Below are 11,839 nucleotides of genomic sequence, written 5' to 3'. Positions count from 1 at the left end.
GCGCGCCATGAGCACCACCGAGCACCCGCGGGGCCGCCAGGTACCCGCCGCCCTACGGTCCCCCGACGCCCGGGCCCTCACCGCCCTGCGGTCTCCCGGCACCCTACGGTCTCCCGCCGCCCTGCGGTCCGCCCGGGCCCTCGTGGCCCTGGCCGTGAGCCTCCTGACGGCACTGACGCTGCTGGCGGCCCCGGCACGGGCCGGCAGCGAGCACGTCGTGGACGAGGTCGGCCGCCTGTCCGCCGCCCAGAAGCAGGAGCTGGAGAACCGGATCGCCACGGTCTCGGCCACCTACGGCCAGGACATTGTGGTCCTCCTGGCCGAGCTGGGGGGCAAGACCCCCATGGCACGGGCCGACGACTACTTCGACGACCACGGCTACGGCCTGGGCCCCGAGCGCAGCGGCGTCCTGCTGCTCATCGCCCCGGGCAGCCGCGACTGGTGGATCTCCACCCGCGGCACCTCCATCACCACCTTCACCGACGCCGGCATCCAGGCCCTGGGCACCCGGCTCAAGGAGCCGCTGGGCAAGAGCGACTGGAACGGGGCCGCTACGCTCTTCGTCCAGCAGTGCGACCGCTACATGAAGGCAGCGCGCGCGGGCAGCCCGATCACCCACGCCCCCCTGACCGCCCGGCAGAAGACCCTGCACTGGCTGGGAGCCGGCGGCGGCGTCCTGCTGGGAGGCGTCGGGCCAGGCTGGATGATCGTGCAGCTGGTCTTCGTGCGCAGGATGAGGAACGAGGGCCTGGAGCCCGACGCACGCAGCTACGTGACCCCCGGCTCCCTGACGATCACCAGCAGACAGGACCGCTTCGTCACCAAGTACGTCACCCGCACCAAGCGGGAGTCCAGCTCCTCCTCGTCCTCCAGCGACTCCTCGACGCACACCTCCTCCTCGGGCGCCACCCACGGCGGGGGCGGGGGCAGCTTCTGAGACGACGGCGGCCGGTGACGGGGAAACCTGTCACCGGCCGCCGCGCGCCAGCGCGCTCAGCCCTCCGCCGCGGCCACGGCGGCCCCCTCCACGGAGGCCACGGTCTCCTCGGCGGCGTTAATGGCGGCCTGCTCGTCGCTCACGCGCTCCCAGGGCACCCCCCGGAAGGTGAACTCGCCCAGCAGGCCCTCCCCGACGGCGTCGACCAGGACCTTCTGGCCCCGCTCGATCTCCCCGAAGAGGATCTTCTCGCTCAGGGCGTCCTCGATATCGCGCTGGATGGCGCGGCGCAGGGGGCGGGCGCCCAGCACCGGACCGGGGGCACGCACGCCGCCCGCACAGCGGCGGCGGGGCGGTCCCGTGCAGGACCGCCCCGCCGCCGGACCGGGACCGGCTCAGCCGGCTGGCTTCCCGACGAGCTTGGCGGCGCCCGGCTTCCCGACGAGCTTGGCGGCGCCCGGCTTCCCGGCGTCGGCGTCGGCCGGCTTCCCGGCGTCGGCGTCGGCCGGCTTCCCGACGATCTTGGCGACGCCCGGCTTCCCGACGAGCTTGGCGGCGCCCGGCTTCCCGGCGTCGGCGTCGGCCGGCTTCCCGGCGGTCTTAGCGGCGGCGGCGGAGTCCGACGCGGCGTCGGGCTCGACGACGACGAGCACGTCGCACCGGGACTTGCGCAGCACCTGGATGCTCACCGCCCCGAAGAGCCTGCCCAGAAGGGAGTCCACGCCCCGCGATCCGACGACGACGAGATCGGCCTGGGTCTCAATGGCGACGAGGGTGAGGGCGGAGACCGCCGTCCCCTCGACGACGACGCCCTGGGCGAGGCCGACGCCGCGCTCGACGGCGATGTCGCGCGCCTTCTCGACGACGGCGTAGGCCTCGTCCTCGGTCAGCTGGACCTCGTTCACTCGCACGTCGGCGACCTGCGCGGTGTCGGCGACTCGGGCTTTATCCCGGGCCGAGACGGGATCGAATCCCGCCACGAGGAGCAGGGTGGCGTCGCACAGGCGCGCCATCTCACAGGCTCGGTCGATGACGTGGGTGTTCTCCTCAAGGTTGCCGACTCCGGCGACGATAGTGGTATAGGTCACGGATGTCATCCTTTCGTGTGGCGCCCGGTCAGGCGACGGCGGTCTCGGTGGTAGCCACAGCGGCGGCGCGCACCCTCGGGTCGGCGTCCTTGTCGGTGTCGATCCACTCGATGAGCAGGCCGGCGATGACGAGGAAGACCGCGACGAAGAGCAGGGCGTTGACAGGGTGGTTGCCGAGCAGGTTCTTGTAGATGAAGCCGAAGGTGAGGGTCTGAAGGAGCTGTGGGATGACGATCATCATGTTGATGACGCCCATGTAGACGCCCCGGCGCTCCTTGCGGATCATCTCGGTGGCCATAACGTAGGGTACGCCCACGATTGAGGCCCAGGCCACACCAATGCCGATCATCGGCAGGCAGAGGACCGTCGTGTTGTCGGCACTGCCGATGCGGGTCAGCAGGTAGAGGCAGATGGCGGCCAGGAAGAGGGCCGCGGTGTGGACGTGCTTGGGGCCGACCTTGTTGGCCAGCCGCGCCAGGAAGAGGGCCACGATCGTGCAGGCGATGTAGTAGACGACCATGAGGCCGGCGGCGAAGCTCGAGGCGTCACTGAAGGCATCGGTCTCGGCGTAGCCCTTCTGATTGATGTCGACGCCGAAGTAGGCGACGGCGCACATGAGCCCGAAGTACTGCCAGAAGACGTTCATGGCGTACCACTGGAAGAGGTAGACGAGGGCCATCTTCTTCAGGCCGCGGGGCATCTCGACAATGGCGACGCCGACGTCCTTGACGAAGCCGAAGGGGCCCTCCTCCCTCTTCTTGCGCTCGAGCTCGGCGCGCTCCTCCGGCGTGGGCGGCAGCTCCTTGGTGGAGAGCACCGAGATGAGCACGGAGCCGATGGAGCACACCGAGCCCACCATGAAGGCCCCGAACACCCAGTAGGGGATGCCCGCGGCGGTGGCGCCCCTGAGGATCTTCTCCAGAACCGCCAGCGTGCCGGCGGCCAGGGCCGAGCCGGCGCCGATGAACAGGGACTGGGCGAGGAAGCCCTTGGCGAGCTGCTTGTCGGGCAGGAGGTCGGCGATGAAGGCGCGGTAGGGCTCCATGGCCGTGTTGTTCGAGGCGTCGAGCAGCCACAGGCACAGGACCGCCATCCACACGGCGGTCACGAAGGGCATGAGGAACAGGAAGATGGAGCAGCCGATGGCGCCGATGAGGAAGAAGGGCTTACGGCGGCCCCACTTGTCGCTCCAGGTCCGGTCCGACAGCGCCCCGATGAGGGGCTGGATGAGCAGGCCGGTGACGGGCCCGGCCAGGTTGAGGATGGGGATCTCGTCGGCCGAGGCCCCGAGGAACTGGTAGATGGGCGACATGGCGTTCTGCTGCATGCCGAAGGAGTACTGGATGCCGAAGAAGCCGACGTTCATCAGCAGGATCCGGCCCGTACTCATCATGGGCTTGTGCGCGAGATCCACCGCGCCGTTCTGGGAGGTCTGTGCCATAGGTCGTCCTTGTCCTGGGTCCTGCGGTTGTCGGCGCCATCCGAAGCGGATGCCGTGCCTCCCGTCCGAGAGAGCGCTGTGCGGGACGGCGGGGAGTCTCAGGGGGTGGCAAGGCAATGATCCACCCAACATGGCTGACGTTTGACATGTCTTTAGTCCCACATCGGGTCGATCTGAGCTCGGTTCAGGCGCACGATCCGATTATTCCACGGTATGTGTCGTGGTGCACTTTCAAATCCGAAGAGTCGTCGTCGTGCGTCCGACCCCGGCTCCCTGGCGATCACCAGCAGACAGGACCGCTTCGTCACCAAGTACGTCACCCGCACCAAGCGGGAGTCCAGCTCCTCCTCGTCCTCCAGCGACTCCTCGACGCACACCTCCTCCTCGGGCGCCACCCACGGCGGGGGCGGGGGCAGCTTCTGAGACGACGGCGGCCGGTGACGGATCCCCCGTCATCGGCCGCCGCGAGTGCCAGCGCACTCAGCCCTCCGCCGCGGCCACGGCGGCCCCCTCCACGGAGGCCACGGTCTCCTCGGCGGCGTTAATGGCGGCCTGCTCGTCGCTCACGCGCTCCCAGGGCACCCCCCGGAAGGTGAACTCGCCCAGCAGGCCCTCCCCGACGGCGTCGACCAGGACCTTCTGGCCCCGCTCGATCTCCCCGAAGAGGATCTTCTCGCTCAGGGCGTCCTCGATATCGCGCTGGATGGCGCGGCGCAGGGGGCGGGCGCCCAGCACCGGGTCGAAGCCGCGCTCGGCCAGGAGGTCCTTGGCGGCCTTGGTGAGCTCGATGGTCATCTCCTGCTCGGCCAGACGCTTGTCCAGCCGGGCCAGCATGAGGTCCACGATCTGGCGGACCTCGGCCTGGGTGAGCTGGGGGAAGACAATGAGGTCGTCCACGCGGTTGAGGAACTCGGGGCGGAACTGCTGCTTGAGCTCACGGTTGACGTGGGCCTTCATCTCCTCGTAGTCCATGGCCCCGGTGGCGGTGGACTGGAAGCCGGTGGCCACCGACTTGCCAATGTCCTTGCTGCCCAGGTTGGTGGTCATAATAATGACGGTGTTCTTGAAGTCCACCACCCGTCCCTGGGCGTCGGACAGGTGCCCGTCCTCCAGGATCTGGAGCAGGGAGTTGAAGATGTCCGGGTGGGCCTTCTCCACCTCGTCGAACAGGACCACGGAGAAGGGCCGGCGCCGCACCTTCTCGGTGAGCTGGCCGCCCTCGTCGTAGCCGACGTAGCCGGGGGGCGCCCCGAAGAGGCGCGAGACCGTGTGCTTCTCGGCGAACTCGGACATGTCGAGCTGGATGAGGGCGTCCTCGTCGTCGAAGAGGAACTCCGCCAGGGCCTTGGCCAGCTCGGTCTTGCCCACGCCGGTGGGGCCGGCGAAGATGAAGGAGCCGCCGGGGCGCTTGGGGTCCTTCAGGCCCGCCCGGGTGCGGCGGATCGACTTGGACACGGCCTGGATGGCCTTGTCCTGGCCGATAATGCGCTTGTGGAGCTCGGACTCCATATTGATGAGCTTGGCGGACTCGGCCTCCGTGAGCTTGACCACCGGGATGCCCGTGGTCATGGCCAGCACCTCGGCGACCAGGTTCTCGTCGACCTCGGCCACCTGGTCCAGGTCGCCGTCCTTCCAGGCCTTCTCCTTCTCGGCGCGCTTCTCGGCCAGGCGGCGCTCGTCGTCGCGCAGGGCGGCGGCGCGCTCGAAGTCCTGGTCGTCGATGGCGCTCTCCTTCTCCCGCTTGACGGCGGCGATCTGGTCGTCAATGTCGCGCAGGGCCTGGGGGGCGGTCATACGGCGGATGCGCAGGCGCGCGCCCGCCTCGTCAATGAGGTCGATGGCCTTGTCGGGCAGGAAGCGGTCGTTAATGTAGCGGTCGGCGAGCTTGGCGGCGGCCTGGATGGCGTCGTCGGTGATGACCACCCGGTGGAAGGCCTCGTAGCGGTCGCGCAGCCCGGTGAGGATGCCAATGGTCTCCTCAATACTGGGCTGCTCCACGGTCACCGGCTGGAAGCGGCGCTCCAGGGCGGCGTCCTTCTCGATCTTGCGGTACTCCTCCAGGGTGGTGGCCCCGATGGTCTGGAGCTCGCCGCGGGCCAGCATGGGCTTGAGGATACTGGCGGCGTCCACGGCCCCCTCGGCGGCCCCGGCGCCCACCAGGGTGTGGATCTCGTCAATGAACAGGATAATGTCCCCGCGGGTGCGCACCTCCTTGAGGACCTTCTTGAGGCGCTCCTCGAAGTCGCCGCGGTAGCGCGAGCCAGCCACGAGGCTGCCCATGTCCAGGGAGTAGAGCTGCTTGTCGCGCAGGGTCTCGGGGACGTCGCCGTGGACAATGGCCTGGCTCAGGCCCTCCACGACGGCGGTCTTGCCCACGCCGGGCTCCCCAATGAGGACGGGGTTGTTCTTGGTGCGCCGCGAGAGGATCTGCATGACCCTCTCCATCTCCCTCTTGCGCCCGATGACCGGGTCCAGCTTGCCCTCGCGGGCGGCGGCGGTGAGGTTGCGGCCGAACTGGTCCAGGATGGCGCTGCCCGAGGGCTGGCCCTCCTTGGAGGGGGCGCCGGCGGTGACCGCCTCCTTGCCGTCGTAGCCGGAGAGCATCTGCATGACGGTCTGGCGCACGGCAGGCAGCTCCACCCCCAGCTTGGCCAGGACCTGGGCGGCCACGCCCTCGCCCTCGCGCAGCAGGCCGAGCAGGATGTGCTCGGTGCCGATGTAGTTGTGCCCCAGCTGGAGGGCCTCGCGCAGGGACAGCTCCAGGACCTTCTTGGCCCGGGGGGTGAAGGGGATGTGCCCGGTGGGGGCGGACTGGCCCTCGCCGATGATCTCAATGACCTGGGTGCGGGTGGCGTCCAGGGAGATGTCCATGGACTCCAGGGCCTTGGCAGCCACGCCCTCGCCCTCGTGGATGAGGCCGAGGAGGAGGTGCTCGGTGCCGATGTAGTTGTGGTTGAGCGCGCGGGCCTCGTCCTGGGCCAGGACGACGACGCGGCGGGCTCGGTCGGTAAAGCGTTCGAACATCGGTAGTTTCTCCTCGGCGCATGCGGTCTGGGGTCTCATCGCCAGGGACAGGGACGACGGCGGAGCCGGACGTGGTCCGGGACGTCACCACGGTGGCGACGCGCTGCATGCGCTGACAAGGCTAACCACGTGGATTGCAGGCTCATGCCGCTGTTCGCGGTAGGCGTGTTCCAGCCTTGAGCCACCTGGGCTCAAGGAGGCTCACCGTCCTCCGGCCCGGGGACAGGCGCCCTTAGCCCGGCTCCGTGAGGCCGGTTTCGTGAGGGCGCGAGTACCCAGGCCGGCTCCACCAGGGCGCGGGCGCCACGGCCTGGGTGCCGTGGGCGGCCGCCGCGCGGGCGCGATCGGGAGCGGCCAGGAGCACCTGGAGCACCAGGGCCTGGTGGTCCCCCCGGACGTCGGCGAGGTGTACGTCGCCGACCACGTGCGCGCCGTCCTCGACCTCGTCTACCGCTCCCTCACCCGCTGAGGCAGGGTCCGCAACCTCGTCGGCGCCACCACCGACTGGTTCGAGACCTACGAGGACGGCGTGACGGTGCTTGAGTACGCCGCCCGCCCCCGCTGAAGCGGCGACGTAGGCCCATGGGCCCGGCACGCGGCTCCACCGCCTCGCCGGGGCCGCACCACAGCCCTCCTGTACGGCACACCCGTGCCCCTGTGACCACGCGGTCTCCCCGCCGTCAGGACACGACGGCATTCGTTAGACGTACTACGTGTAACGTAGTACGTTGCTACCATGACACGAGCCCGACCACCACCCGGAAGGAGCCCGCGGTGATCAGCGCCGACGCCATCCGCGGCTACATCGACCTCATTGTGCTGACGCTCCTACGCCGCCGTCCCTCCTACGCCTACGAGCTCGCCAGGACCATTACCGGGGTCTCAGCAGGCGAGTACACCATGAAGCAGACCACCCTCTACTCCGCGCTCAAGCGCCTGGAGGCCGCCGGGCTGACGTCCTCCTACGCCAGCGTCTCCGCCTCCGGCAAGCCCCGCACCTACTACCGCCTCACCGACGCAGGCGCCGCCTACCTGGCGGACAAGCTCGCCGAGTGGGAGGCCACCAAGACCCTTATCGACAGATTCGCGCAAGGACACCACTGATGGATGCCATAGACACCTTCCTCGACGCCATGTTCGCCCCCTACCCCGCCACCCCACGTCTCCTGGAGGCCAAGGCCGAGCTCCGCACCATGATGGAGGACGCCTACTCTGACGCCATCAGCCGGGGCAGGACCCACAACGAGGCCGTCGGCCAGGTGATCACCGACTTCGGCAACCTCGAGGAGCTCGCCCCCACCCTGGGTATCCTGCCCGACCTGCGCTCGGCCCAGGCCGGTGGTGCGGGGGCCGTACCGGGGTCCGTACCCGGTGCGGGGTCCGTACCCGGTGCAGGGGCGCCGGGCGTGCCGCAAGGGGCGCTGGGTGTGCCGCAGGGGGCGCCCGTGGACCCCGGCGGCTACCCCGTGGTCACCCTGTCCGAGGCCCAGGCCCTGGCCCAGGCCCGCCGGTCCACCAGCCGCCTGCTGGCCTGGGGGGTGGCCGTAATCATTATGTCCCCCTGCCCCCTGATCCTCCTGGCCAGCCTGGCCGACGACCACGCCGGGCCGGCCGACGACGTGACCAGCCTGGCCGGCCTGGTCCTGACCCTCCTGGGCATTATCGTCGGCGTCCTCCTCCTGCTGCGTCGCCGCCAGGCCTTCGTGGGCCTGGGCCTGGAGCACCTGATCGACGGTCGCTTCACGCAGAGCCAGGAGGTCTCCGCCTGGGCCTCACGCCTGCGGGCGGACAACGAGGGCCCCCGGTCCCGGGCCCTCATGGTCGCCGTCGGGCTGTTCATGCTCTCACCGGTCCCCACCGTGGTCGCGGCCGTCCTGGGCAGCCGGTACGACCACAGCATCTACCTCGCCGTCGGCGTCTGCCTGACCCTCGCCTTCGTCGCGACCGGCCTGCTGGTCCTCCTGCCGGTCTCCTGGGCCTCCTCCACCTACGAGACCCTCACCGAGGAGGGGCAGCCGACCACCACCGCGGGCAGGTCCAACGCCCTGGTCGGAGCCGTCGCCGCCGTCTACTGGCCCCTGGTCACGGCGGTCTTCCTGGTCTGGGGGTTCCTGGGGTACTGGGACATCTGCTGGATCATCTGGCCGGTCGCCGGCGTGCTCTTCGGTGCGGTCGCGGCCCTGGTCTCCCTCGTCTCCGGGGGCAGCGGCAGCTACTACCGCCGTCAGAGGAGGGACTGGAGGTAGCGCCAGCCCGGGGCGCCCGGGGCGTGTCAGGCACCGGGCTGCCCGGGGCCCGTCTGCCCCCGCCACGGGATACAGAACGCCCGGGTTGTCAGGGACCCACTTGCGCTCAAGGGCACGGCGGCCTGGGTGAGAACGCCCGGGTATCGGGGACCCACCCCGGCTGGCTGGCAGCCCGCCCGGGGGCCCCGGCTGTACGTCTCCTCCCCTGGGCGCGTTGAGCCCTACCGCCCGCCCGGGTCCCCCAGGGCCTGCTCAAAGGCCCGCAGCAGGGCCGGGGAGAACAGCACAAAGCGGATGAGGCGCAGCGAGCTCCCCTGGCCGGTACCGGTACCGGGGGCGCGGTCGGGAGCGCGGTCCGGGTCGGAGCCGGCGTGTGCGCCGGAGCCGACGTGCGTGCTGGAGTCAGCGTGTGCGCCGGGGCCACCCAGGTGGGCGCGGGCGCTGGCCACGGCGGTGCGGGCCACCACCTCGGCGTCCCAGCCGTAGGCGCCAGCCGACACGGCGGGCAGGGCCACGCTGGAGCACCCCAGCCCCTGGGCCGTCTCCAGGCTGGTGTCAAAGGCCGAGCGCAGCAGGGCCGGGTCGCTCTGCCCGGCGTGCCGGTTGGGGCCCACGGTGTGGATGACCCAGGTGGCGGGCAGGTCGAAGCCGGGGGTGGCCACGGCCTGGCCCACGGGCAGGCCGTCGGGCAGCCTCGTGGCGCGCAGGGAGCGGCAGGCCTCCAGCAGCCGCGGCCCCGCGGCCCGGTGGATGGCCCCGTCCACACCTCCCCCGCCCAGCAGGGAGGAGTTGGCGGCGTTGACGACCGCGTCGACCTCCTGGAGCGTAATGTCCCCGAGAACCGCCTCAATACCCATGTGCCTGCCCCTTAAGCTCTCTGACGCTTCCCCTGTCCCCGAGGGTACCCCCAGACGGGGACCCGGGTGCCACCCGCCCTGGTGCGCCGGCCCGCCTACGGGCGTAGGCACCCTGGGGCCCGGCACCCCACCGTCGGGGCTAGTCGGCCTCCACCAGGACGGTGACCGGCCCGTCAGCCTCCATGTCGATCCGCATACGGGCCCCGAACCTCCCGGTGGCCACCTCCAGGCCGCGCGCCCGCAGGTCCGCCACCACGGCGTCCACCAGGGGCTGGGCCACCGGGCCGGGGGCCGCCCCGTTCCACGACGGCCGCCGCCCCTTGCGCACGTCGGCGTAGAGGGTGAACTGGGAGACTACCAGCACCGGCGCCCCCAGGTCGGTGACGGACCTCTCAGGACCGGAGGCGTCGTCCCCCTCAAGGAGGCGCAGCTCAGCGATCTTGCGGGCGATCCTGGCCGCCTGCGCGACGCCGTCGGTGTGGGTGACCCCCACCAGCGCCAGCAGGCCCGGGCGCGTAATCCGCCCGACCACCGTGTCCGCCCCGTCCTGGTGGACACGTACGGCCGCGTGGTTGACCCGCTGGAGGACGGCGCGCACTAGCGCCTGCCCCAGTCGCGGCGACGTCGCGGCCGGGACTGGGTGGTGCCGCGGACCACCCGCAGACGGGAGCGGACCCGGACCGGCCTGTAGACGTTCAGGGCGGGGCGCACGTCGGTCAGGTAGACGGCGGCGGCGGTCACGCCCAGCAGGCCCAGCATGCCGAAGCCGCCCACGGCGGCCCCGGGGTCGAGGAGGTTGCCGGTCAGGACCAGGACGGCGGTGGCCGCGCCGGTGACACCGAGCCAGAAGCCCTTGGTGCGCCTGCCGGCGGCAATGAAGTGGTCGGCCGGGCGGACGGCGGCGTCCAGGAGGGCCCACAGCCCCAGCAGGACGCTGACGAGCTGGGCGGCGTACCAGGACCAGACCACGATGTAGGTGGCGTAGGTGGCGATAAGAGCGAGTACGGTCACGGCCCGTGAGCCTAGCCAAGGCACCTGGGAGCAGCCTGTGCCCTCAGCGCCTACGCAGCTCGGCGCCGGGACGCTGGGCGGGGCTCGCCTGGGCCCGGCCCTCGGGGGCGACCAGGATCTCCTGGGTGGCGTCCACACGCGCCGGGCCGCCCCCGGCCTCGAGCTCCTCCAGGTCCACGCTCAGGGCGGCGTCGGACGGCACCCCCCGGCGCAGCAGCGCCAGGGCCATCGGCCCGCACTCGTGGTGGCGTACCACGCTGGTGACCGTCCCGACCGCCCGCTCCCCCAGGCGCACGACGGCACCGGGGACGGGCGCCCGGCCACCCAGCCCGTCGAGCTGAAGGATGGTCAGCCGACGCGGCGGCCGCCCCAGGTTGAGAGTGCGCGCGATCGTCTCCTGCCCGGGGTAGCAGCCCTTGTTCAGGTGCACGGCGGTGCGCAGCCAGTCCAGCTCGTGGGCGATGGTGCGCGCGTCCACCTCCCGGGCCGCCCGCGGCCGCCCGGCCTCCACCCGCAGCGCCTCCCAGGCCAGGGCCCCGGCCAGACGCCGCCCGTCCGGGGCCTCCTCGCCCAGGAACGCCTCAGCCACCTGGGTGACGGCGTCGCGGGGCACCAGGACCATCCCCGCACGGTAGTCCTGGCCCGGGTGCGGGCGCGTACGCCCCAGGTCGTAGCTCGTCCCGCCCTCCACGACGCCGGGCCACGGGTCGCGCCAGGTGCCGACCAGGGCCGTCCCGGCGTGCGGGTCGGGCAGGTTCACCGAGCGGGCCGCCTCCTCCAGGGCCTCCAGCCCCTGGCCCATGGCCCCCAGGACCTGGACGTCGGGGCGGTCGGTGGCCTCCACGCGCAGCATAAAGCGCATGGAGTCCAGGAAGTCCGCGAGCGCGGGGCCGGCGCCCGCCTCCGTGACCAGCCAGAGGACCTGGCCGTCGTCCAGGGCGGCCAGGGCGTGGGTGATATGACCCTGGGCGTCCATGAGCAGGGTCTCCACGCCCCCGTCACCGGGGGCCAGGTGGGTCAGGACCTGGCTGGACAGGGTGGTCAGCCAGCTGCGTCGGTCCGGGCCGGTGACAGCGACGACGTCGCGGGCCAGGGCGCTGAGGGCCAGGCCCGCCACCAGGGCGGCCTGCTCGGGCAGGGGTGAGCCGTAGTGGGCGGGGACGGTGGCGTCCACGTCCTGCGGGGCGCCGGCGACGGCGTCGGCGCGCTCCAGCAGCGGTGAGGGGTGCATGAGG

The 11,839-nt window shown here is 71.3% G+C and carries 12 protein-coding genes and 1 pseudogene; 5 read left to right on the top strand and 8 right to left on the bottom strand.

The annotated features are described in order from the left end of the window. The first annotated feature begins 7 nt into the window (after positions 1-7). A complete protein-coding gene (locus JJJ15_RS10220; RefSeq protein ID WP_200510659.1) occupies positions 8-937 on the top strand; it encodes a TPM domain-containing protein in 930 nt (309 codons plus the stop codon). Positions 938-993: 56 nt separating this feature from the next. Here JJJ15_RS10220 and JJJ15_RS10215 read toward each other — a convergent pair whose 3' ends face one another. The 3 genes and pseudogenes from JJJ15_RS10215 to JJJ15_RS10205 form a co-directional block, all read right to left on the bottom strand. Further along, a complete protein-coding gene (locus tag JJJ15_RS10215; RefSeq protein WP_246742025.1) occupies positions 994-1,266 on the bottom strand; it encodes a hypothetical protein in 273 nt (90 codons plus the stop codon). A 309-nt stretch (positions 1,267-1,575) separates the two neighbouring features. Continuing rightward, positions 1,576-2,025: pseudogene (locus JJJ15_RS10210) on the bottom strand (universal stress protein); the annotation flags it as partial. 28 nt (positions 2,026-2,053) lie between these two features. Continuing rightward, positions 2,054-3,466: an MFS transporter gene (locus JJJ15_RS10205; protein WP_106110542.1), complete on the bottom strand. Its 1,413-nt coding sequence runs from the start codon at positions 3,464-3,466 to the stop codon at positions 2,054-2,056. 213 nt (positions 3,467-3,679) lie between these two features. On the opposite strand from JJJ15_RS10205, the gene JJJ15_RS10200 reads away from it, so the two are divergent. Continuing rightward, positions 3,680-3,889 carry a hypothetical protein gene (locus JJJ15_RS10200; protein WP_200510658.1) on the top strand — a complete coding sequence of 70 codons (210 nt, stop codon included), beginning with the start codon at positions 3,680-3,682 and terminating at the stop codon, positions 3,887-3,889. 57 nt (positions 3,890-3,946) lie between these two features. On the opposite strand, the gene JJJ15_RS10195 is transcribed toward JJJ15_RS10200, so the two are convergent. Then, a complete protein-coding gene (locus JJJ15_RS10195) occupies positions 3,947-6,490 on the bottom strand; it encodes an ATP-dependent Clp protease ATP-binding subunit (RefSeq protein ID WP_106110540.1) in 2,544 nt (847 codons plus the stop codon). 319 nt (positions 6,491-6,809) lie between these two features. Here JJJ15_RS10195 and JJJ15_RS10190 point away from each other — a divergent pair, with 319 nt between their 5' ends. From JJJ15_RS10190 to JJJ15_RS10180, 3 genes are all read left to right on the top strand, one after another. Beyond that, positions 6,810-6,959: a hypothetical protein gene (locus JJJ15_RS10190; protein ID WP_200510657.1), complete on the top strand. Its 150-nt coding sequence runs from the start codon at positions 6,810-6,812 to the stop codon at positions 6,957-6,959. 305 nt (positions 6,960-7,264) lie between these two features. Next, entirely contained in the window at positions 7,265-7,594 is a 330-nt protein-coding gene (locus JJJ15_RS10185; protein WP_106110538.1) for a PadR family transcriptional regulator, read from the top strand. After that, positions 7,594-8,736, top strand: coding sequence for a permease prefix domain 1-containing protein (locus tag JJJ15_RS10180; protein WP_200510656.1), 1,143 nt, complete (start codon positions 7,594-7,596; stop codon positions 8,734-8,736). Before JJJ15_RS10185 ends, JJJ15_RS10180 begins: the two co-directional genes overlap by 1 nt. A gap of 221 nt (positions 8,737-8,957) precedes the next feature. Here the strand turns inward: JJJ15_RS10180 and JJJ15_RS10175 are convergent, their stop codons facing one another. The 4 genes from JJJ15_RS10175 to JJJ15_RS10160 form a co-directional block, all read right to left on the bottom strand. Further along, the gene (locus JJJ15_RS10175; protein WP_246742024.1) at positions 8,958-9,593 is read right to left on the bottom strand and encodes an O-acetyl-ADP-ribose deacetylase; all 636 of its coding nucleotides are present in this window, start codon (positions 9,591-9,593) and stop codon (positions 8,958-8,960) included. Between the two features lie 139 nt (positions 9,594-9,732). Then, positions 9,733-10,191 carry a D-aminoacyl-tRNA deacylase gene (dtd, locus tag JJJ15_RS10170; RefSeq protein ID WP_106110535.1) on the bottom strand — a complete coding sequence of 153 codons (459 nt, stop codon included), beginning with the start codon at positions 10,189-10,191 and terminating at the stop codon, positions 9,733-9,735. After that, on the bottom strand, positions 10,191-10,604 hold the full coding sequence (locus tag JJJ15_RS10165) for a DUF2516 family protein (protein ID WP_200510655.1): 414 nt from the start codon (positions 10,602-10,604) through the stop codon (positions 10,191-10,193). Before JJJ15_RS10165 ends, dtd begins: the two co-directional genes overlap by 1 nt. Positions 10,605-10,647: 43 nt before the next feature. Continuing rightward, the gene (locus JJJ15_RS10160) at positions 10,648-11,835 is read right to left on the bottom strand and encodes a folate-binding protein YgfZ (protein ID WP_200510654.1); all 1,188 of its coding nucleotides are present in this window, start codon (positions 11,833-11,835) and stop codon (positions 10,648-10,650) included. Between the last annotated feature and the right edge of the window lie 4 nt (positions 11,836-11,839).

The sequence above is a fragment of the Actinomyces sp. HMT897 genome (genome assembly GCF_016626125.1).
Taxonomy (GTDB): domain Bacteria; phylum Actinomycetota; class Actinomycetes; order Actinomycetales; family Actinomycetaceae; genus Actinomyces.
This window is presented reverse-complemented; position numbering and strand designations above follow the sequence as displayed.

Coding starts and splice junctions, on each gene's coding strand:
- JJJ15_RS10205 (WP_106110542.1), bottom strand. CDS start 3,466: ATGGCACAGACCTCCCAGAACGGCGCGGTGGATCTCGCGCACAAGCCC.
- JJJ15_RS10220 (WP_200510659.1), top strand. CDS start 8: ATGAGCACCACCGAGCACCCGCGGGGCCGCCAGGTACCCGCCGCCCTA.
- JJJ15_RS10200 (WP_200510658.1), top strand. CDS start 3,680: ATGTGTCGTGGTGCACTTTCAAATCCGAAGAGTCGTCGTCGTGCGTCC.
- JJJ15_RS10180 (WP_200510656.1), top strand. CDS start 7,594: ATGGATGCCATAGACACCTTCCTCGACGCCATGTTCGCCCCCTACCCC.
- JJJ15_RS10175 (WP_246742024.1), bottom strand. CDS start 9,593: ATGGGTATTGAGGCGGTTCTCGGGGACATTACGCTCCAGGAGGTCGAC.
- JJJ15_RS10160 (WP_200510654.1), bottom strand. CDS start 11,835: ATGCACCCCTCACCGCTGCTGGAGCGCGCCGACGCCGTCGCCGGCGCC.
- JJJ15_RS10195 (WP_106110540.1), bottom strand. CDS start 6,490: ATGTTCGAACGCTTTACCGACCGAGCCCGCCGCGTCGTCGTCCTGGCC.